The organism is Vibrio sp. 10N.237.312.B06 (assembly GCF_041464685.1).
Taxonomy (GTDB): domain Bacteria; phylum Pseudomonadota; class Gammaproteobacteria; order Enterobacterales; family Vibrionaceae; genus Vibrio; species Vibrio tasmaniensis_A.
Genome location: NZ_JBFSPI010000002.1, coordinates 1 through 21395, shown reverse-complemented (window position 1 = coordinate 21395; position 21395 = coordinate 1). Strand labels below are relative to the sequence as shown.

At 44.7% G+C, this 21395-nt stretch carries 21 protein-coding genes and 1 tRNA gene; 7 read left to right on the top strand and 15 right to left on the bottom strand.

Going from position 1 to position 21395, the window contains the following annotated elements:
• Positions 1-3 precede the first annotated feature (3 nt).
• The 5 genes from AB6C75_RS00755 to yacG all read left to right on the top strand — a co-directional run bounded on the left by AB6C75_RS00755 (position 4) and on the right by yacG (position 3830).
• Positions 4-1230: a type II secretion system F family protein gene (locus AB6C75_RS00755; protein WP_372106417.1), complete on the top strand. Its 1227-nt coding sequence runs from the start codon at positions 4-6 to the stop codon at positions 1228-1230.
• A gap of 68 nt (positions 1231-1298) precedes the next feature.
• On the top strand, positions 1299-2168 hold the full coding sequence (locus AB6C75_RS00750; protein WP_086048774.1) for an A24 family peptidase: 870 nt from the start codon (positions 1299-1301) through the stop codon (positions 2166-2168).
• 2 nt (positions 2169-2170) lie between these two features.
• Positions 2171-2785 (top strand): dephospho-CoA kinase, encoded by a 615-nt coding sequence (gene coaE / locus AB6C75_RS00745; protein ID WP_372106415.1) that lies wholly within the window; start codon positions 2171-2173, stop codon positions 2783-2785.
• Positions 2786-2811: 26 nt separating this feature from the next.
• The gene (gene zapD, locus AB6C75_RS00740) at positions 2812-3552 is read left to right on the top strand and encodes a cell division protein ZapD (protein ID WP_017101235.1); all 741 of its coding nucleotides are present in this window, start codon (positions 2812-2814) and stop codon (positions 3550-3552) included.
• 80 nt (positions 3553-3632) lie between these two features.
• Complete coding sequence (gene yacG / locus AB6C75_RS00735) at positions 3633-3830, top strand: DNA gyrase inhibitor YacG (protein ID WP_102249162.1); 198 nt, start codon at positions 3633-3635, stop codon at positions 3828-3830.
• Positions 3831-4142: 312 nt separating this feature from the next.
• Here yacG and rplS read toward each other — a convergent pair whose 3' ends face one another.
• The 5 genes from rplS to ffh form a co-directional block, all read right to left on the bottom strand.
• Positions 4143-4496 (bottom strand): 50S ribosomal protein L19, encoded by a 354-nt coding sequence (gene rplS, locus AB6C75_RS00730; protein ID WP_009847607.1) that lies wholly within the window; start codon positions 4494-4496, stop codon positions 4143-4145.
• Positions 4497-4555: 59 nt separating this feature from the next.
• A complete protein-coding gene (trmD, locus tag AB6C75_RS00725) occupies positions 4556-5296 on the bottom strand; it encodes a tRNA (guanosine(37)-N1)-methyltransferase TrmD (protein ID WP_372106412.1) in 741 nt (246 codons plus the stop codon).
• 26 nt (positions 5297-5322) lie between these two features.
• Entirely contained in the window at positions 5323-5877 is a 555-nt protein-coding gene (rimM, locus tag AB6C75_RS00720; protein ID WP_009847609.1) for a ribosome maturation factor RimM, read from the bottom strand.
• Between the two features lie 26 nt (positions 5878-5903).
• Positions 5904-6152 carry a 30S ribosomal protein S16 gene (gene rpsP, locus AB6C75_RS00715; RefSeq protein ID WP_004735508.1) on the bottom strand — a complete coding sequence of 83 codons (249 nt, stop codon included), beginning with the start codon at positions 6150-6152 and terminating at the stop codon, positions 5904-5906.
• Between the two features lie 212 nt (positions 6153-6364).
• Positions 6365-7759: a signal recognition particle protein gene (ffh, locus tag AB6C75_RS00710; RefSeq protein WP_004735506.1), complete on the bottom strand. Its 1395-nt coding sequence runs from the start codon at positions 7757-7759 to the stop codon at positions 6365-6367.
• Positions 7760-7959: 200 nt separating this feature from the next.
• Here ffh and AB6C75_RS00705 point away from each other — a divergent pair, with 200 nt between their 5' ends.
• Together AB6C75_RS00705 and AB6C75_RS00700 are read left to right on the top strand one after the other, a co-directional pair.
• Positions 7960-8754, top strand: a complete 795-nt coding sequence (locus AB6C75_RS00705) for an inner membrane protein YpjD (RefSeq protein WP_065678058.1) — start codon at positions 7960-7962, stop codon at positions 8752-8754.
• A 127-nt stretch (positions 8755-8881) separates the two neighbouring features.
• On the top strand, positions 8882-10153 hold the full coding sequence (locus AB6C75_RS00700; RefSeq protein ID WP_009847611.1) for an HlyC/CorC family transporter: 1272 nt from the start codon (positions 8882-8884) through the stop codon (positions 10151-10153).
• Between the two features lie 148 nt (positions 10154-10301).
• Here AB6C75_RS00700 and luxS read toward each other — a convergent pair whose 3' ends face one another.
• The 10 genes from luxS to AB6C75_RS00650 all read right to left on the bottom strand — a co-directional run bounded on the left by luxS (position 10302) and on the right by AB6C75_RS00650 (position 21302).
• Positions 10302-10820, bottom strand: a complete 519-nt coding sequence (gene luxS, locus AB6C75_RS00695) for an S-ribosylhomocysteine lyase (RefSeq protein ID WP_372106408.1) — start codon at positions 10818-10820, stop codon at positions 10302-10304.
• Positions 10821-10844: 24 nt separating this feature from the next.
• Positions 10845-11495 (bottom strand): hypothetical protein, encoded by a 651-nt coding sequence (locus tag AB6C75_RS00690; protein WP_372106406.1) that lies wholly within the window; start codon positions 11493-11495, stop codon positions 10845-10847.
• Between the two features lie 10 nt (positions 11496-11505).
• Entirely contained in the window at positions 11506-13074 is a 1569-nt protein-coding gene (gshA, locus tag AB6C75_RS00685; RefSeq protein ID WP_372106404.1) for a glutamate--cysteine ligase, read from the bottom strand.
• A gap of 99 nt (positions 13075-13173) precedes the next feature.
• A complete protein-coding gene (locus tag AB6C75_RS00680) occupies positions 13174-16032 on the bottom strand; it encodes a M16 family metallopeptidase (protein ID WP_372106403.1) in 2859 nt (952 codons plus the stop codon).
• Positions 16033-16041: 9 nt separating this feature from the next.
• The gene (locus tag AB6C75_RS00675; RefSeq protein ID WP_017097357.1) at positions 16042-16503 is read right to left on the bottom strand and encodes a YqaA family protein; all 462 of its coding nucleotides are present in this window, start codon (positions 16501-16503) and stop codon (positions 16042-16044) included.
• Between the two features lie 6 nt (positions 16504-16509).
• Positions 16510-17463, bottom strand: coding sequence for an NADP-dependent oxidoreductase (locus AB6C75_RS00670; protein WP_372106401.1), 954 nt, complete (start codon positions 17461-17463; stop codon positions 16510-16512).
• 173 nt (positions 17464-17636) lie between these two features.
• Positions 17637-18767 (bottom strand): sodium ion-translocating decarboxylase subunit beta, encoded by a 1131-nt coding sequence (locus tag AB6C75_RS00665; RefSeq protein ID WP_009847617.1) that lies wholly within the window; start codon positions 18765-18767, stop codon positions 17637-17639.
• Between the two features lie 9 nt (positions 18768-18776).
• A complete protein-coding gene (oadA, locus tag AB6C75_RS00660; RefSeq protein WP_009847618.1) occupies positions 18777-20561 on the bottom strand; it encodes a sodium-extruding oxaloacetate decarboxylase subunit alpha in 1785 nt (594 codons plus the stop codon).
• A gap of 31 nt (positions 20562-20592) precedes the next feature.
• Complete coding sequence (locus tag AB6C75_RS00655) at positions 20593-20850, bottom strand: oxaloacetate decarboxylase subunit gamma (protein ID WP_004741884.1); 258 nt, start codon at positions 20848-20850, stop codon at positions 20593-20595.
• A 375-nt stretch (positions 20851-21225) separates the two neighbouring features.
• Positions 21226-21302, bottom strand: a tRNA-Arg gene (locus AB6C75_RS00650).
• Positions 21303-21395 lie beyond the last annotated feature (93 nt).

Genomic DNA, 21395 nt, shown 5'->3' with positions numbered 1-21395 from the left:
CTCATGAGCACTAAACTGCAGTCACAATTAAAAAACTACCACTGGAAAGGCATAAACAGCTCAGGCAAAAAGGTGTCAGGGCAAACCTTGGCACTCGCTGAATTAGAAGTACGAGAAAAGCTCAAAGATCAGCATATTCAGATTAAGAAAATCAAAAAGAAAAGCATCTCAGCAGTCACTCGTTTAACACACCGAGTCAAAGCCAAAGACATCACCATTTTGACTCGACAACTTGCGACCATGCTTGCCACTGGCGTGCCTATCGTTCAGGCCATTAAGCTAGTGTCAGACAATCACCGTAAAGCTGAAATGAAATCAATTCTATTGCACATCTGTCGAGGTGTCGAAGCGGGAACCCCTATATCAAAAGCGATGCGGACGGCAAGCTCTCACTTTGACGACCTGTACACCGACTTGGTCGCTACTGGCGAGCTTTCCGGAAACCTAGCGCAAGTCTTTGAGCGCTTAGCAACCTATAGAGAAAAGAGTGAGCAGCTCAAGTCTAAGGTCATAAAAGCACTGATTTACCCCACAATGGTGGTCGCTGTCGCTTTGACAGTCTCTTACTTAATGCTCACCATGGTCATTCCTGAATTTGAATCGATGTTTTCAGGCTTCGGGGCAGATCTCCCTTGGTTTACTCAACAAGTACTCTCCCTTTCGCATTGGGTACAGGCTTACAGTCTTTATGCTGCCGTTGGCATAGGGTTAGTCACATTATTTACCTACCAACTGCGTCAACGGTCTTATTCCATTCGTTTATCATTCAGCCGTCTAGGTTTGCGATTCCCTATTCTTGGCGGAGTATTGGCCAAAGCCTCAATCGCCAAATTCAGCCGAACCTTATCAACCAGTTTTAGTTCAGGGATTCCTATTTTAACCAGCCTGAAGACCACAGCCAAAACCGCAGGTAACCTGCATTATGAATCGGCCATCATCGAGGTTCACCGTGAAACTGCCGCTGGCATGCCGATGTATATCGCGATGCGCAATACCGATGCTTTTCCTGAGATGGTTTTACAGATGGTCATGATAGGAGAAGAGTCCGGTAACCTTGATGACATGCTCAATAAAATCGCATCTATTTATGAATTTGAAGTCGACAACACCGTCGATAATTTAGGTAAGATTCTAGAGCCACTGATCATCGTATTTTTAGGCACCGCTATTGGTGGGCTTGTTGTCGCGATGTACTTACCGCTCTTTAATCTTATGAGTGTGTTAGGATAGCTCAAAGCAACCAAACACCCCTCAAGCAGAGAACCACTGCTTGTATTGATTAAGTGGTAAAGGACACTATGGAAGTATTTCACTACTATCCTTGGCTATTCCCCGTATTAGCTTTCATTTTTAGCCTTCTTATTGGCAGTTTCCTCAACGTAGTCATACACCGTTTACCGATTATGATGGAACGAGAGTGGCAACAAGAGTGCTCGGAGTATTTCTCTCAGTATAAAATTCCTGCGCCAGAGGGGAAGTTCAATCTCAGTATCCCTCGTTCGGCTTGCCCTAAATGTAAAACCCAATTAAGAATCGTCGACAATGTTCCAGTATTAAGCTGGTTGTTCTTAAAAGGGAAGTGTCATAGCTGTGCTAACCCAATCAGTGCTCGCTATCCATTGGTCGAACTGCTGACTGCAATACTATGCACCGTAGTGGCTAGCCACTTTGGTTTCAGTTACTACGCCATTGCTTTGATTTTTTTCACCTTTGCATTGATTGCCGCAACCTTTATCGACCTAGATACCATGCTGTTACCTGATCAAATCACCTTACCTTTGGTTTGGTCTGGTATCGCGTTAGCACTGTTTAACATCAGCCCAGTATCGCTTCAAGACTCCGTAGTTGGCGCAATGGCCGGCTACCTAGCTTTGTGGTCTGTTTATTGGTTGTTCAAGCTACTAACAGGCAAAGAAGGCATGGGATATGGAGACTTCAAACTCCTAGCCGCATTAGGTGCATGGCTTGGCTGGCAACACCTACCAATGATCATTCTTTTGTCGTCGCTGGTCGGTTTGGTTTTCGGCTTGATTCAACTTCGCTTGAAACAGCAAGGCATAGATAAAGCGTTCCCATTTGGACCTTACCTGGCGATTGCGGGTTGGGTAAGTTTGATGTGGGGTAATGACATCATGGGTTGGTATTTCACTTCTGTACTAGGGATTTAATCATGGCAGTCATTATCGGATTAAGCGGTGGGATCGCCAGTGGTAAAACCACAGTAGCCAACCTGTTCAATGAGCATTTCAATATTGATATTGTCGATGCTGATATCGTGGCACGCGAAGTGGTGGCGTTGGGCAGTGAAGGTCTAAAACAGATTGCGACCCATTTTGGTGAAGAGGTATTGCTCGAAGATGGGGCGCTGAACCGAGCTAAATTGCGCGAAGTGATCTTTTCTGATCCCACAGAGAAACAATGGCTCAATGAACTGCTTCACCCAATGATCCGCGACAAAATTGACAGTGACCTGTCTAAAATCACATCCCCATATGGTTTATTAGTCGCACCACTATTGGTTGAAAACCAAATGCAAGGCATGACCGATCGCGTATTAATCGTTGATGTGCCGGTAGAAGTGCAAATAGAACGTACGATGAGTCGCGATAATGTTTCTAGGGAACAAGTTGAATCAATTTTAAAATCACAGGCATCAAGAGAACAGCGCTTAGCAGTTGCAGATGACGTGATTAAAAACCATACTAAAAACCAAGAACTTTTGCCTCAAATCACAGATTTACATCAAAAGTATCTGGCAATCAGTGCAGTAGATGGGTCAGAATAGAACAATGTTGAATGAAGGTTTGCTCGATGATCACCCACAAATTTGAACATCCTCTAAATGAGAAAACACGCATCTACTTAAGAGTTGAATCACTCTTGAGGCAGTTACACTTGTCTTCTGCATTTTCCGATGCTCAACAGTATCAACTCTTTTTCCGTTCTATCTTTGATCTGATTGAAATATTCGAACAGATACAACTTAAGAGCGAACTCGCAAAAGATATTGAAAAACAGCGTGTAACCTATAAAAGTTGGTTAGATGTTGAAGGTGTCGATCAAGAGATGCTGACATCATTGCTCAATGATATTAGTCATATCTATCGTGAACTGATGCAGGCGGAACGTTTTGGGCAATCATTAAAGGAAGACCGCTTCCTTAGCGCCATTCGTCAACGCTTTAACTTGCCAGGTGGCTCATGTTGCTTTGATTTACCGGCTCTACATTATTGGCTTCATCTTCCTCTGGATAAGAGAGTTAGAGATGCTAAGACATGGATGGATAGCCTACAGCCTCTGTATGAAGCACTAACACTATGGTTGAAGCTCACCAGAGAGACAGGTCACTTTAAGGATCAGATCGCTCGTACAGGTTTCTTCCAAAGCGATGCTGATGAAGCGAATATCCTTCGCCTTTCAATTCCAATGCAGTACGGTGCCTACCCGATGATCTCGGGACATAAAAATCGTTTCGCTATTAAATTTATGAGCTTTGAAACTGGGCAAGCCTGTACTCAAGATATTGAATTTGAGTTGGCTATCTGCAGCTAATTCATTTCCTTTATTGTTTGGCTTGAGTTGTCACTTGAGCCTAAACTCACTATTATTACCTCCTCAAATTAAGAATCACTATGTCGAACAAAATCACCATCGTTAAATGCCCTCAATGTAACACTGACGTTGAATGGGGTGAACAAAGCCCACATCGCCCGTTTTGCAGCAAGCAATGTCAGATGATTGATTTCGGTGAATGGGCGGACGAAGAGAACAGTATCGCTGGCGCACCGGACATGTCGGATAGCGATGGTTGGTCGGAAGACCCACACTAGGCGCGAGTAGCGAGTAGCGAGTAAATTTTGAAGGGTTGGCGTTTTACGGCAATCCTTTTTTATTGCCTATAACACGGCACTAATGGGGATTCCCTACTCCTTCCTTCGTCAGTCTAGGGAATGACAGCTCCGGTTGATTCAAAAACTCCCTCAGCGGTTCGACAGCCTATCAAGGTATCAAGGCTTGTCATTCGTCATCCTCAGAGTGAGGAACGAGCAAGTTGGGGATCTCTTACCTGTGAGACTCTAAATAACAGACACAAAAAAGCGGAGCCAAGTGGCTCCGCTTTTATCGATAGAATGCAAAAAGAATTACTTCTTAGTAAGCTTCTCTTTAATACGAGCTGACTTACCAGAACGCTCACGTAGGTAGTACAACTTGGCACGACGTACTGCACCACGGCGTTTAACTTCGATGCTATCAACCATTGGAGAGTGAGTTTGGAACGCACGCTCTACGCCTTCACCGTTCGAGATCTTACGAACTGTGAATGCAGAGTGTAGACCACGGTTACGAATAGCGATTACAACGCCTTCGAAAGCCTGTAGACGCTCACGGTCACCTTCTTTTACCTTAACCTTAACTACAACAGTGTCACCTGGTGCGAATTTAGGAAGGTCTGATTTTAGTTGCTCTTCTTCAAGAGCCTTGATGATGTTGCTCATTTGTATAAATTCCTAGAATAAACTGATACTAAATTTAATAGGTTACTGCTTGCTTTTCGTTAAGAGCGTTGCTCTTTAATGAATTCAGCCAGTAATTGTTCCTGTTCGTCAGTCAGAGCTAGGTTTTCCAGGAGTTCTGGTCTTCTTAGCCAAGTTCGGCCCAACGATTGTTTTAATCGCCAGCGACGAATGTCCTTATGGTTTCCAGACTTGAGTACCGATGGCACACCTTTATCGTCTAGTACCTCAGGGCGCGTATAATGGGGACAATCTAGCAAACCATTTGCAAAAGAATCTTCTTCTGCTGAAGCGAAATCTCCAAGTACACCCGGAACAAACCGAGAGACTGAATCAATCAACGTCATGGCTGGCAGCTCGCCACCCGTCATCACAAAATCTCCAATCGACCATTCTTCGTCGACTTCAGATTGAATGATGCGCTCATCTACCCCTTCATAGCGACCACAAATAAGAAGCAAGTTCTCGTTTGTTGCCAGCTCTTCAACACCTTGTTGGTCGAGTTTACGACCTTGAGGTGAAAGGTAAATAACCTTCGTCTTTCCCGGTGCTGCCTGTTTGGCTGTTTGGATAGCATCGCGCAAAGGCTGAACCATCATTAACATGCCAGGACCACCACCGTAAGGTCTGTCATCAACAGTGCGATGTTTATCATGAGTGAAATCACGAGGATTCCATGTCTCAATAGATAAAAGACCTTTTTTAACCGCTTGACCTGTTACTCCAAAATCAGTAACAGAACGGAACATTTCAGGAAAAAGGCTAATAATGCCAACCCACATGTGTTCTCTCGCTCTGTAATTTGGAGTTAGAATCCAGGATCCCAGTCAACTTCGATCCGGCGAGCTTCGCGATCAACTTTCTTGATCACTTGCTCTTCAAGGTACGGGATTAACCGTTCCTTTTGGCCAAAAGCATCTTTAAGATTTGCTTTGATTACTAGAACATCGTTCGAGCCAGTTTCTAATAGGTCAGTGACCTCACCAAGGTTGTAACCTTTAGTGGTAAAAACTTGCATACCGAACAATTCGCGCCAGTAGAATTCATCTTCTGACAATTCAGGTAATGAAGCAGGGTCAATAGCAATTTCAAAGTTGGTCATCAGTTGCGCGTCTTCACGTACATCTAATCCCGCTAGCTTACATACATAGCCTTGACCATGACGTTTCCAGCTTTCAACTTTATACTCAACCCACTCGCCCTTTAGCTTTAAATACCAAGGACTGTAATCAAATATGCTTTCAGCATTGTCTGTGTAGGAGAACACTTTAAGCCAGCCACGAATACCATAGGTAGACCCAAGTTTACCCATAACAATTCTTTCGTTTTGCTCGCTCATCGTTTCTTTACCCTTCATCGACATAAGCTATTTCTCTTTTTAAAAAAGAATTAAGCCGCTTTTTGAGCGTCTTTAACTAGCTTAGCTACGCGGTCAGATAGAGATGCGCCTTGACCAACCCAGTGGTTAACACGATCTAGGTCTAGACGTAGACCTTCTTCTTGACCTTGAGCAGTAGGGTTAAAGAAACCTACTTTCTCGATGAAACGGCCAGTTACAGAGTTACGGCTATCCGCAACTACGATTTGATAAAATGGGCGCTTCTTTGCACCGTGACGTGCCAAACGAATGGTTACCATGTCGTCCTCTTTGCTTTCTTAATAAAATAATTAACCCCAAGTATAAGTAAATAGCTTGGGGTCTCGTGCCAAATTAAAGCCCCGGAATTTTACTCTTATTCCGGGGCAATGCAAGGGCTTTAGCTATTTTTTCACCAACATAGCCACCGTTCACTTTCTGTGACACGGCTAACACTATGAAAAGTAACGTAGCTAAAGCTTACATTTGTAGATTATCGGCCAAACGGGTTAAAACCACCACCCATTCCGCCCATGCCTCCACCGCCGCCCATCATGCCTTGCATGTTGCGCATCATGCCTTTCATTCCACCTTTCTGCATTTTCTTCATCATCTTCTGCATTTGAGTGAACTGTTTAAGCATACGGTTTACATCTTGTACTTGCGTACCAGAACCGGCAGCAATACGCTTTTTGCGTGAGCCTTTGATTAGGTCTGGGCGCTGACGCTCTTTCATTGTCATAGAATTGATGATCGCTTCCATTTGCTTGAACATCTTGTCATCAACTTTATCTTTAACGTTGTCTGGTAGCTGAGACATGCCTGGAAGCTTATCCATCATGCCCATCATGCCGCCCATGTTTTTCATCTGACCAAGTTGCTCACGGAAGTCTTCAAGGTCAAAGCCTTTCTTCTCTTTGAACTTCTTAGCCAGCTTCTCTGCTTTTTCGGTATCAACGTTTTTCTGTAGATCTTCAATAAGCGACAGTACGTCGCCCATACCTAGGATGCGAGAAGCAACACGATCTGGGTGGAATGGTTCTAATGCGTCAGTCTTTTCACCAACACCTAAGAATTTAATCGGCTTACCTGTGATGTGACGAACAGACAGTGCAGCACCACCACGCGCGTCACCATCCACTTTCGTTAAGATAACACCGGTTAGTGGTAGCGTATCGCCAAAGGCTTTTGCAGTATTCGCAGCATCTTGACCTGTCATAGCATCAACAACGAACAGCGTCTCTACTGGTTTAATGGCAGTATGAAGCTCTTTGATTTCGCCCATCATCTCTTCATCGATAGCCAAACGACCGGCAGTATCGACAATTAGCACGTCGTAGAATTTCTTCTTCGCGTGGTCGATTGCAGCGTTTGCAATATCAAGAGGCTTTTGGTCAGCTGAAGATGGGAAGAAGTCGACACCCACATCGCTTGCTAAGGTTTCAAGCTGTTTGATCGCGGCTGGACGGTAAACGTCGGCAGACACAACCAAAACTTTCTTCTTATCACGCTCAGTCAGGAGCTTAGATAGCTTACCTACCGATGTGGTTTTACCCGCACCTTGTAGACCCGCCATTAAGATAACTGCTGGCGGTTGTGCTGCTAGGTCAAGAGCCTCGTTAGACTCTCCCATCACAGCTTCAAGTTCAGCTTGAACGATCTTAATGAATTCTTGACCAGGTGTTAGAGATTTAGAAACCTCGACACCCACAGCTCCTTCTTTTACGCGCTTAACAAAATCGCGGACAACTGGCAGTGCAACGTCGGCTTCAAGTAGCGCCATACGTACTTCACGCAGCGTCTCTTTAATATTGTCTTCGGTCAGGCGACCTTTACCGCTGATGTTTTTCAGCGTTTTGGATAGACGATCCGTTAAATTATCAAACATAGTTTTCTCTTCGCTCAAAACTGCGACTATTACTGTGAGTATACATTAGCGCGGATTAGAGTCATACCCGTTGTGGAGCGTTAATCATCCACGCATGTGATGTGAGACATTATTCACTTGGAATTGAATGAGGTTCACCATAGCCCCAAAGAGCGATGCAAGGTATAATTCGCCAATTAGTAATCATTTAAATGGATACCATGGACAGTCTTATTGCGATCGCAGCAGCCTTTCTTTATACAATGGCGATTTTCACGATCATTCCAGGTCTCGTGCACCAAACAGGAATCCGTGTAAAAACGGTGTTTATCAGCGCATTACTTGCTTTAGCTTTCCATGCTTGGTTGCTTGGCGATTTAATCTTTAATGCCAGTGGTCAAAACCTCAGTATCTTAAACGTTGCTTCTTTAATCAGTTTAATCATATCTGTGGTCATGAGCGGTGCTATGCTCAAAACACGTTTGTGGTTCATCTTACCTGTTGTTTATAGCTTCGCTGCTCTAAATCTAATGGCTGCCACTTTTCTTCCTAGCACCTTCATCAAACACTTAGAGAATGACCCAAAGCTGTTGCTACACATATCTTTAGCTCTGTTCTCATACGCGACACTTACCATCGGTGCGCTATACGCTATGCAACTCGCGTGGCTAGATCACAAACTTAAAAAGAAAAAAGCGCTAGTGATAAACCCTAACCTACCTCCTTTAATGATGGTGGAAAGACAGCTTTTCAAGATCATTTTAATCGGTAATGGTTTGTTAACAGGTACTTTATTAACTGGACTTATCTTCGTACAAGATATGTTTGCTCAAGGTAAAGCACATAAAGCAGTATTGTCTTTTATAGCTTGGGTTATCTATTCCATCCTTCTTTGGGGTCACTATCAGAAAGGTTGGCGTGGGCAAAAAGTCACATGGTTTGCCCTTGCGGGTGCCACCATGCTCACATTAGCTTACTTCGGTAGCCGCTTCGTTCAGGAAATAATCCTGAATTAGTCTGTATAATGAAGGCAAGGTCTCACACACCTTGCCTTTAAAATATTGAGTACGATACATTCAATTGACATCTCGACCATGTTCGGTCATAAATTAATCAAGATACACAAAAAGGAAAAGAATAGTTTTGGACGACATATCAACGGGTATCTTATTTGCGCTACTCGCGTGTCTCATTGTAATTTCTGGTTATTTCTCTGGTTCCGAAACGGGCATGATGTCCTTGAACCGCTACCGTTTAAAGCACTTGGCCAATACGGGTCATAAAGGTGCCAAACGCGTAGAAAAACTTCTAAGTCGCCCAGACAGATTGATTGGCCTTATTCTCATCGGTAACAATCTCGTCAATATCCTTGCATCCGCGATCGCGACTATTCTTGGTATGCGTATCTACGGCGATATCGGTGTTGCAATCGCAACCGGAGCCCTGACCCTAGTGATCCTCGTGTTTGCTGAGGTTACACCAAAAACAATCGCTTCTCTTTTCCCTGAACGAGTTTCTTACGCCAGCAGTATTCTATTAATAATACTGATGAAGGTGCTATCTCCATTGGTTATCTTGGTCAACTTTATTACCAATGGCTTCATTCGTATCTTAGGCGTTAAAGCTAACCATGATGCAACCGATCATCTAAGCTCAGAAGAACTCAGAACCGTAGTAAATGAAGCGGGTAGCCTAATACCACAGCGCCACCAAGATATGTTGGTGTCTATTCTCGATTTAGAACACGTCACCGTAAATGACATAATGGTGCCACGTAACGAGATCACTGGCATCGACATCAATGATGATTGGAAATCGATCGTGCGTCAGCTCACTCATTCACCTCATGGTCGCATCGTGTTGTACCGTGATCAGATAGATGAAGTGGTTGGCATGCTGAGGCTACGTGAAGCTTATCGCTTGATGCTCGAAAAGAACGAATTCAATAAAGAGACCCTGCTGCGTGCTGCAGATGAGATCTACTTTATTCCGGAAGCGACACCGCTTAATACCCAACTGCTTAAATTCCAACGCAACAAACAACGTATCGGTTTGATTGTTGATGAGTATGGCGATATTAACGGTTTGGTTACCCTCGAAGATATTCTCGAAGAGATCGTGGGCGAATTTACGACTTCAATCGCACCAAGTTTATCTGAAGAGATCACACCGCAAAGCGATGGTAGCTTCTTGATTGAAGGCAGCGCTAATATCCGAGATATAAATAAAGGTTTGCAGTGGGCACTACCTACCGATGGACCAAGAACACTTAATGGTTTGATACTGGAGCATCTTGAAGATATTCCAGAGAGTCACCTGAGTGTTCAGGTTGCCAGCCATCCAATGGAAATTGTTGAGCTCGAAGAGAATCGCATCAAGCTGGTGCGTGTGTTTCCGCAGATCGTAAACGGATAGAGGCGACTCATTATATGAGAGTTACCAACTAAGTCCCTCTACAACAAAAGGCCCGGTTCATTGAACCGGGCCTTTTAGTATCTAACTCGCTCTGCCTCTAGATTGAAATGTATCTAGAGTGAAGCGCATCTAAAGTAAAGAAAAGTGATTAGTCGATTTTAAGCTCTTGAAGCATCGACTCTGGCAATGCCAGTTCATCATTTTTGTTTACTGAAATACCGGTAGCGATGATTGCATTCGCAATCTCTTTAGCTTCATCTAAGGAATGCATTGCCGCAGTACCACACTGGTATTCGTTCAACTCAGGGATCTTATTCTGGTTCTCAACTTTCAGTACGTCTTGCATAGCCGCTAACCAAGCTTCAGCCACTTGCTGCTCTGAAGGCGTACCAATCAAGCTCATATAGAAACCGGTACGACAACCCATAGGCGAAATATCAATGATCTCAACCGTAGAGCCATTGAGGTGAGCACGCATGAACCCAGCGTATAGGTGCTCGAGAGTATGAATACCTCTCTCAGATAGGATATCTTTGTTTGGCGCAGTAAAACGCAGGTCAAATACCGTAATGGTATCCCCTTTTGGGGTTTGCATTGTTTTAGCAACACGAACTGCAGGTGCGTTCATGCGCGTGTGATCAACAGTAAAACTATCTAATAAAGGCATTGCTATTCTCCATGACGATTGGCTTTAAAAAAACCAACTTCGATTGTCTTCTAGTTCTTTTCGGCACTGTTTAAGTTGCCATCCATAATCTTTTGCTTGCTGTTCGACTTTGCGAGCCACCTTAATCAACGATGGTTTGCTGTTGTATGATTTGCGTTTATAGCCACCACGGCCTTCATGATAAGCCAGATATTGGTTATACGGGTCCCATAATGAGATCCCTAACTGACGGCGCGTCTCGCTGGTGTACCAACCAATGAACATCAATGCATCATCAAAATTGGTTCTCGAACCACCATTATTGGTCGCTTTTTGAAAGTCTTCCCAAGCAGGGTCTTGAGCTTGTGCATAGCCGTAGGCACTACTGACTCTTCCCCACGGTATAAAGCCAAGAATATAATCTTTTGGTGGACGCGCATCATGTCGAAAGCTGCTCTCTTGTTTAACAAAAGCCATCGCGACGTTAATCGGTATGCCCCACTCATCTTGCATATCGACCGCATCTTCATACCAAGAAGGGTGCTCTCTGAAGATGCTGCATATATTATTTTGCTGCTTAGGAGGAGGCGTCGCACATCCAACCAATAGGCTAGAGACAATACCAACAGTCACGACAGGTAACCATTTTCCACCCACATGAGTAGACTGACCTAATAAGGTTTGCTTCCTTTCCACCAAAGTCTCGCTATGCTTTTAAATATGAAAAATAGTCCGTTAAGAAACTATCAAAATCTTGAGTGCTCGCTTCTTCACTTTGCTGTTGAGCAATGACAGAGCGTTGAACTTCCGCTTCCATTAACTCAGCAGAATAAACTTTATATTGGTGTGCCTTGTGTTGCTGAGCATACGTTTTTCCTAACGCACAACCCACTTTACCCAAACCACCCAATTTCTTGGTCTCTTCTAATAACTGGCCAGAAATGGTCAACTCTGGGTTATCAATCCAGGCTTCAAGCGTATCGCACGTTTCTTGGTATGCACGACCACCTTGCTCAGCATCCATCAACTCAGCGATAACTCGAAGATCTTTGAATACATTTTTAGCCCAGTCTTGCAGGGACAGTCTTTCGCCATCACAACCAATCTTGAGCTCTAAACCAACCTGACGACCTTCTAAGATCACCTTATTCCAGTTATCGCGCCAGCATTCAAGCTCGCAGTTATCCATTTCAGCAGAGTCTGATAACACGCTCCACGTTAGGAATAAATCTAAGAAGCGAACTTGCTGTTCATTGATGCCAATTGAACTGAATGGGTTTACGTCTAAAGAGCGAACCTCGATGTACTCAACGCCAGCACGAGCCAGTGCTTTAGATGGTTTCTCGCCACTTTTCGCCACACGCTTAGGACGGATTGGAGCATAAAGCTCATTCTCAATTTGCAGTACGTTGCTATTTAGCTGACGGTATTCCCCATCAACCTTAGTGCCAATCTCAGCAAACTCTTCCGATGGCGTACGAATCGCTTGGTTCAAACCTTCAAGGTATTGGTCTAGGCTGTTGAAGCCAATCTTCAATACACTTTGTGCACTGTTGGTGTAACCAAGGTCACTCAAGCGCAATGCCGTTGCTTTTGGTAAATACAGTGTTTCTCCAACCTTTTCAAAAGGTAGGTTGGTTTCTCTTCCTTTAACAAAAGAAGAACATAGCGCAGGTGAAGCACCGAAGAAGTATGGGATTAACCAACCAAAGCGGTAGTAATTACGAATCAAACCGAAGTACGCATCTGATTTAGCTTCGCAACGCGCTTCTTCGGTTTGCTCTCCAAACAGACTGTCCCAAAAGCTTTCTGGGAAAGAGAAGTTGAAGTGAACACCCGAAATAATCTGCATCAGACTACCGTAGCGACGCTTTAGGCCTTCACGATATAGCGTCTTCATCTTACCGTTGTTAGAAGTACCGTATTGCGCAAGCTGAATGTAATCTTCACTCCCCACATAACAAGGCATAGAGAGTGGCCACAGCTTTTCGCCGTCTAACTTGGTTTGAGTGAAGTGATGGATATCAGACAACTGATTCAAAAGCGTCGGAACGTCGTTAGAAACAGGCGTGATAAACTCCAGTAGCGACTCAGAGAAATCGGTCGTTACCCATTCGTTCATCAACGCAGATCCTAAAGCCTTAGGGTGCGGCCCAGTAGCAAGATGCCCATCTTCCGTGTAGCGCAATGTTTCCCTTTCAACACCACGACCAAATTGAGAGAAGGTCTTAGGGTTGGTTGCAACTTGCTTTAGTCGCGCAGCAAAATCAGTCAAAATTCTGTTCACTTATCTTATATTGTTCTTATTAGAACTATCATAAATTAGGTTGGAGGAGAAAAGTAGAATCTCTTCCCTCCCCCTTTAATGTGTACTCTAACGAATGATTTCAAGCTCTTCTATTGGAATATCTAACTTTTCTAATTGAGGGCGCAGCGAAGTCGCGTCACCAACAACAATTATTTGATAATCATTCGGGTCAAACCATTTCTTCGAGAGCTCATTTAAAGTCTCTTTTGAAACCGTTTCTACTATCTGGTTGCGCTGCTGTAGGTAGTCTTCATCAAGGCTCAGCGTAACAATATTACTCAACAATCCAGCCTTTTGACTTGGTGTTTCGTATTTAAGCGCATCTTGTTGACCGACGGCAAGGCGCATAAATTTCACCTCTTCGTCAGTTAATCCACTCTGACTAAATTCATTTAGCTCAGCAATAAACTCTTGAATCGATGGAACCGTCGCATTGGCTCTAACTTGAGCACTAAACACTACCGCACCAGTTTCACGCGTACTCGCAAAGTAACCGCTTGCACCGTAAGTGTAAGCCTTGTCTTCACGCAGGTTCTGGTTGATACGGCTATTGAAGTTACCGGCTAAATTAAAGTTAGCCAATTGACTTAAATACAATTCACCGGTCGCATCAAACGGTAACCCTTTACGAACTAAGCGTACAATACTTTGTGGTGCTCCCGGCTTATCCACTAAGTACAAGTTCTGCCCCGAAAGCTCCTTGATGATCTGTGGACGAGTGAGTGGTGCAGCGTCACCTTGCCATTCTTCAAAGAACTGAAGCTGCTTTCCAACCTCCTCCTTCGAGATGTCCCCTACAATAACAATATTAGCTCCCTCAGGAGTATAGTGCTGACTGTAAAACAGTTTTACATCGTCTAGAGTTAACGATTCTAGAGAGTCCTTGGTGCCATCACTCGCTCGACCAAAAATACTGCTACCGAACAACACTTCTCGGGTTGCTTGAGAAGCCATCCAGCTCGGTTGTTGATGCTGGTAGATTACGCCTTCTAACATCTGACTCTTAACGCGTTCGAAATCTTGAACATCAAACTTAGGCTCAAATAGAACTTCTTGCACGATCGCTAAGGTTTGAGGCAGGTTTTTCTCTAACGTCGAGACTGAAATATCAGTGGTATAGCTGCCAGCACTAATGCTAACGCTACTACCCAGCTTATCTAAGGTCGCCTGCAACTCTTCAACCGTTCGTTTAGTCGAACCTTCTTCCATCATCGATGCAGTTAGGTTCGCCAAACCCTCTTGACCTTTACCAACATAGCGCTCACCCGCAGGGAGTTGAATTTGTAGCTGCACTGTCGGCGTTTCGCTAGTCACAGTACCAATCAAGTCAGTACCATTAGCAAAATGCATGCGATACAGCTCAGGCATGGTCGCTTCAACACCAAAGTTCACTTCAGGCATCACGCTGCGATCAAATGTGTTCGGTGCCTTTCTGAAATCCAATTGTTCTTCTGTCACTTTGCTGTATTCAGGAAGGGTACGAGCAGGAGTGCTAAATGTAGCCTCGCGAACCGCTAAGTCGAGTTTTTTCTTAGGAACCACACTCAAGGTAACCTTGTGCTTACCTTCGATAAAATCTTGATACGCCTTGCTTACGCTTTCAGGGGTAACAGCTCGGATTTGATCGAGTTGTGATTCAATACGATCAGGCTGGCCATAGAAGGTTTGATTTGACGCGAGCTGTGAAACCTTGCCTCTAACACTTTGCAGTGCAAACACCGCATTCGCTTCAGCCATGCCGGTAATTTGATCTAGACGATCTTGTTCCACACCGCCTTTCGAAAATTGTTCTAGGGTTTCCAGCAGTTCTTTATTTAGAACCGTCAAATCCCCTTTTTCACCTGAGTCACCCATCGCATAGACATACATAGTACAAGCGAGCTCAGCACAATCGTGGAAAGAGCCAGCACTCACCGCTTTTTGCGTTTTTACGAGGTTTTGGTACAGATAACTGTTGGTCCCTGAACCTAACACGTTAGACAGCGCATTCAGTGAAGCTTGCGTATCTTCACCCCGGTAGGTTGTTGGCCAACCAACAAGCACCATCGGCTGACGAACGTTGTCTTCTAACGTGATGTACTTATCTTCTGTTAGAACAGCTGGTTGCTTCTCAGCAGCCTTAACTTCCGAACCTTGAGGGATTGGTCCAAAGTACTGATTAACCCACTCTAGCGTGTCATCAACGTCGATATCACCACCGATAGTCAGTACCGCATTATTTGGGCCGTACCAACGTAGGAAGAACGCCTTAAGGTCATTCACATCAACACGGTCTAGATCTTCCACATAACCGATTGGTTGCCATGAGTAAGGGTGACCTTCAGGGTAAAGCGCTTCACCCATGCGTTCCCACATCAAGCCATAAGGACGGTTTTCATAACTTTGAGCACGTTCGTTTTTAACCGTGCCTCTTTGAACTTCGAATTTCTTCTGAGAAACCGCATCCAATAAAAAACCCATTCGGTCTGATTCTAACCACAACATTTTCTCAAGTTGGTTAGATGGAACGGTTTCAAAGTAGTTAGTACGATCACGGTTAGTCGTGCCGTTTAACGAGCCACCCGCCTCGGTAATGATCTTAAAGTGCTGCTGGTCACCGACGTTCTCAGAGCCTTGGAACATCATGTGTTCGAAGAAATGAGCAAAGCCCGATTTGCCTATTTCTTCACGAGCTGAGCCGACATGATAGGTCACATCCACATGTACAAGAGGATCAGAATCATCAGGGGAAAGAATAACTGTCAGGCCGTTTTCAAGCTGATATTTGGTGTAAGGGATCACAACTTTATCTTTAGAAGGCTTAACCTCTTCTAACAGAGTGACACCTTCAGGTAACGAGGAAAAGAAGGGTGTTGAGCTAGGTACATTGTAAGAACAGCCTGCAATGGCGATAAGAGAAAATGTACCAAGTAAAACCTTTTTCATAGGTTCTCCTTAGAAAAAACCGAAGTAGATAGCAGCAAGTAAGCTGTAGCGAGCGGCTTTGCCAATCGCTATCAAAATAACGCTAGGGATAAATTTCATTCTTAACCAACCCGCGGCTAAACACAAAGGGTCACCAATGATCGGCAACCAACTGAATAACAGTGTCCAATAGCCATAGCGGCTCAGCCAAGCCATAGCCTTATGACCATGCTTTTCAGATTGAGTTCGATTAGGCAGCCACAAACCAATCCAATAGTTGGTCAGCCCGCCTAAAGTATTACCGAGTGTCGCCAGAAGAATGATTGATGATGTTGAGAACTGTTCTAAGCTCAATGCTGCCACAAGGCTTGCTTCTGAGCCCCCTGGTAACAATGTGGCACTCAAGAAGCCACTAATGAAGAGCACCCACAGCGCCGAGTCAGAAAACCACAACGCTATGTTTTCAAAAAGAGAATTAAAGAACTCTAGCACTGCATATTAACCTTCTTGCATTTTAAGTAGTACCTTGCCTCTGGTGTGTCCGGTTTCTACTTGTAGATGCGCCGACTGTGCTTCATCTAACGGGTAGATAGTTTGAATTTCTGTTTTGAGCAATCCTACGCTAACCATGTAAAGCATAGTGTCCATTTGCTCTGGATTTGGCTCAACGAGCATACCTGAAGCAGTGAAACCCAATAATGTCGCTTTCTCGCAAATTAATTCAGCAGACAGCGTAGGCACCGTTACCACTCTCGCACCATCTTTCAAACACTTCAACGCATCAAGCGCGGTATCACCCCCCACTAAATCAATCAGTACATCAACATCAGAGATTCTTTCCGATGCTGGCGCAAATTTATAGTTAATCGCATGAGCGCCTAACGTAGCAAGGTAATCAAGGTTGGCCTCGCTGCAGGTCGTGTAGACCTCAGCTTTTGCAGCCACTGCGATTTGAACCGCAAGATGACCAACGCCGCCAGCACCCGCTAAGATGAGTACGCGATCGCCCTCTTTCACTTCCGCTTTGTTAAGCGCTTGTGCTGCGGTTTGGCTAGCGAGTGGTAAAGCTGCAGCCGCTTCTAACGCAACCGAGTCTGGGACCATACTTAATGCGACCTCTGGAACACACACATACTGGCTATAACCGCCACCTTGCAGTGGAAAACCAATAAAGCCGGCTACGTTATCACCAACAGTAAAACGCTCTGCCTGTTCGCCTAGCGTGACAATTTGCCCTGAAATATCGTAACCAGGAACCCAAGGAAGGTTGTCTTTGTTTTGTGCTGCCGCCCAACCAAGGCCAGCACGGGTTTTCACATCAATCGGATTAACGCCTGAAAAGGAAACTTTAACCACCACTTCTCCGGCCTTAGGCTCAGGAATAGTACTGGTTTGAATACTGAGGTTTTCGACGCCGCCGAATTGAGTAATCGCAATCTGTTTATTTTCCATTTCCACATTTCCTTGATTGATAGAAGCCCTGATGAGTAAGCACCCTAATTAATAAAAAGAAAGGGATGCGAAAGCATCCCTTTGACTATAAACCATTTAATAAGGCGAAGTTAACCGCTCATGCGTAAATTGACGACCAATTAACGTAACTAGCAGCATAGCCAAGTAACTCATTAACCTACGAGAGCTAATAGAATACCCGCAGCAACGGCACTACCAAGTACACCCGCTACGTTCGGACCCATCGCATGCATCAACAGGAAGTTCTGAGGGTTTGCCTCAAGTCCAACCTTATTCACAACACGAGCCGCCATCGGAACCGCTGATACACCAGCGGCGCCAATCAGTGGGTTAATGTCTTCTTTCGAGAAGCGGTTCAGCAGCTTCGCCATCAATACACCACCAGCCGTACCAATACTAAACGCCACCGCACCTAACCCAAGGATACCTAACGTCTCTAAGTTCAAGAACGTGTCTGCTTGAAGCTTAGAGCCAACACCTAGGCCAAGGAAAATAGTCACAACGTTAATCAGTTCGTTTTGGGCTGTTTTTGAAAGACGATCAACCACACCCGCTTCGCGCATTAAGTTACCCAAACAGAACATACCTACTAGAGGGGTTGCTGAAGGTAGGAACAAAATCGTCATCAGCAGTACAGCTAGCGGGAAAAGGATCTTCTCAGCTTTGCTTACATGACGAAGTTGAGCCATCTTAATTTGGCGCTCTTCAGGAGACGTTAACGCTTTCATGATTGGTGGCTGAATAATAGGAACTAAAGCCATGTAGCTATACGCCGCTACCGCAATCGCACCTAATAGATCAGGAGATAACTTACTCGCCAAAAAGATCGCGGTTGGGCCATCGGCACCACCAATGATCGCAATTGACGAAGCATCTGCCATTGAGAACTCCATTCCTGGTACATAGTTCAGCAAGATCGCGCCAAATAGCGTTGCGAATATACCAAACTGAGCAGCAGCCCCGAGCCACAGTGTTTTAGGGTTAGCAATCAACGCACCAAAGTCCGTCATCGCTCCAACACCCATAAAGATCAGCAGTGGGAAAATGCCAGTTTCAATACCAATGTAGTAAACGTAGTAAAGCAAACCGCCGGGATCCGTGAATCCAGCATTTGGAATATTGGCTAATACAGCACCAAAACCAATAGGTAACAGCAGTAAAGGTTCAAACCCTTTGCGAATTGCCAAAAACAACAGTGAGCAACCAACCAACATCATACAGATCTGGCCGAACTCAAAGTTAGCAATCCCTGTTTCAGACCATAAGGTCATCAATCCTTCCATGGTACTCCCTTACGCTAAGCTTAGTAGTGGAGCGCCTACAGTAACTGCATCGCCTTCTTTAACATTCAATTCTTGAACGATACCACTGCGAGCAGCTCGTACTTCCGTTTCCATTTTCATCGCTTCTAGGATCAGCAGAACATCACCTTCGGCCACTTCAGCACCCGCCTGAACGATGACTTTAAAGATGTTGCCGGCTAATGGAGCTGGAACCGCTTCTGCATCAGAAGCCGCAGCAGGTGCTGCTTGAGCCGCTTGTGCTGGTTTCGCTGATGGAGATACCGATGTCAGTTCACCTTGAGGGCCAACTTCAACATCATAAACTTGACCATCAACCTTCACGCTGTAGCTCTCAATGCCGCCAGCAGCAGGTTGTGGTGCAGCCGTAACAGGAGTTGCAGCTTCAGCCGTTGGTACAGGTTCAAACGCTTCAGGGTTGTGACGGTTTTTAAGGAACTTAAGACCCACTTGTGGGAATAGTGCGTACGTCAGTACATCATCAACGGTATCTTCAGCGAGTGAAATACCATCTGATTTCGCTTTTTCTAAAAGGTCAGTCGTTAACGTATCCATTTCAGACTTAAGTAAATCAGCAGGACGACACGTGATTGGCTCAGCACCATCTAACACTTTCGCTTGCAGTTCAGCATCAACCTCAGCAGGAGCTTGACCGTATTCGCCTTTCAGTAGACCCGCAGTCTCTTTAGTGATGCTCTTGTAGCGCTCACCCGTTAGAACGTTGATAACCGCTTGAGTACCGACAATCTGAGAAGTAGGTGTTACCAAAGGAATGTAACCCAACTCTTTACGTACGCGTGGGATCTCTTCTAGAACTTCATCCATGCGATCGGCAGCGCCTTGCTCTTTAAGCTGGCCTTCCATGTTGGTTAACATGCCGCCAGGAACTTGAGCGATCAAGATTCGAGAATCGACACCTTTTAGCTGGCCTTCCCATTTCGCATACTTTTTACGTACATCACGGAAGTAAGCCGCGATTGGTTCGATTTGGTCTAGTTTGAGATTCGTGTCGCGCTCTGTGCCTTCTAGCATAGCAACAACCGTTTCGGTTGGTGTATGGCCGTAAGTACAGCTCATAGAAGAGATTGCAGTGTCTAGAATATCAATACCCGCTTCAACAGCTTTAACGGCTGTAGCGGTTGATAGACCCGTTGTCGCGTGGCTATGCAGCGCTAGAGGCACATCACAAGACGCTTTGATGCGAGTGATTAGCTCTTCCGCTTCATAAGGCTTTAATAAACCTGACATATCTTTGATGCATAGTGAATGACAACCTAGATCCTCTAGGCGCTTAGCCAAATCAACCCACGTATCTGAGTTGTGAACCGGACTGGTTGTGTAAGACAACGTACCTTGAGCGTGGCCGCCAACATCAATCGTTGCTTTCACTGCGGTTTCAAAGTTACGTACGTCATTCATCGCATCAAAAATACGGAATACGTCCATGCCGTTACTATGGGCACGTTCAACAAACTTTTCTACTACATCATCCGCGTAGTGACGGTAACCCAATAAATTTTGACCACGCAGTAGCATCTGCATTGGTGTGTTGGGCATCGCTTTTTTCAGCTCTCGTAAACGTTCCCACGGATCTTCTCCAAGAAAACGGATGCACGAATCAAACGTTGCGCCGCCCCAAGTCTCAAGTGACCAGTAACCGACTTTATCCAGTTCTGCCGCAATTGGCAGCATATCTTCGATACGCATACGAGTAGCAAATAGTGACTGGTGCGCGTCACGAAGTACCACATCTGTGATAGCTAGTGGTTTAGACATGCTCATAAACTCCTTTTTAATCCTTTAAATGCTACTTAGCAGTAGACGCACGGTATTGATGAACCGCGGCCGAAATTGCTGCCACTACCTGTGGACTAACAGCTGAAGGGTTTGATTGTGATTTTTGAATTTTTTTAGGTGCAGCGATCGGCTCCGGTACTTCTTCTGGTACCAGTTTTGACATCAACCGAACGAGGTAAACTAGAATAGTTAAGAAAATAAAGACAACGGACATCCCCGTTATCATTAGAGTCGCCGCATCTCCTAGCAGGCTTCCAATATTAGTCATGTTGCTTCCTTTCTTCGTCATCCTGACATACGTACAGGATTTCAGCGAATAGTGATCCCGACCCATGGATTATCTCGATTGGTAAAAGTTTGTCAATTTTGTTTAAGGTTCTGTTACGGATAACGCACACATAAGGTTAATTATTCGCCTATCAGATCACATAAATCTGTCAAATGAGTCATTTTTAGATATTTAAACTGTGACTTAAACGGGGCTTTTCTGAGAATTGATATGAGAAAGGTAGAATAACAAAGAAGCAATCAAGAATTACTTTAAATACAACAAGTTAAAAACATCACAAATTTAACATTGTTGCAACAAATTTATAGCGAACATAAAAAAAGCCTCGTAAAAACGAGGCTTTCTCTAATAATGTGGTGCGCCCTGGAGGATTCGAACCTCCGACCGCCTGGTTCGTAGCCAGGTACTCTATCCAGCTGAGCTAAGGGCGCAACGGTTTCGATATTGAGCATGAAGTTAAAACTAAACATTCAACATCAGGATTAATGAAAACCCTAAATAGTGGTGCGCCCTGGAGGATTCGA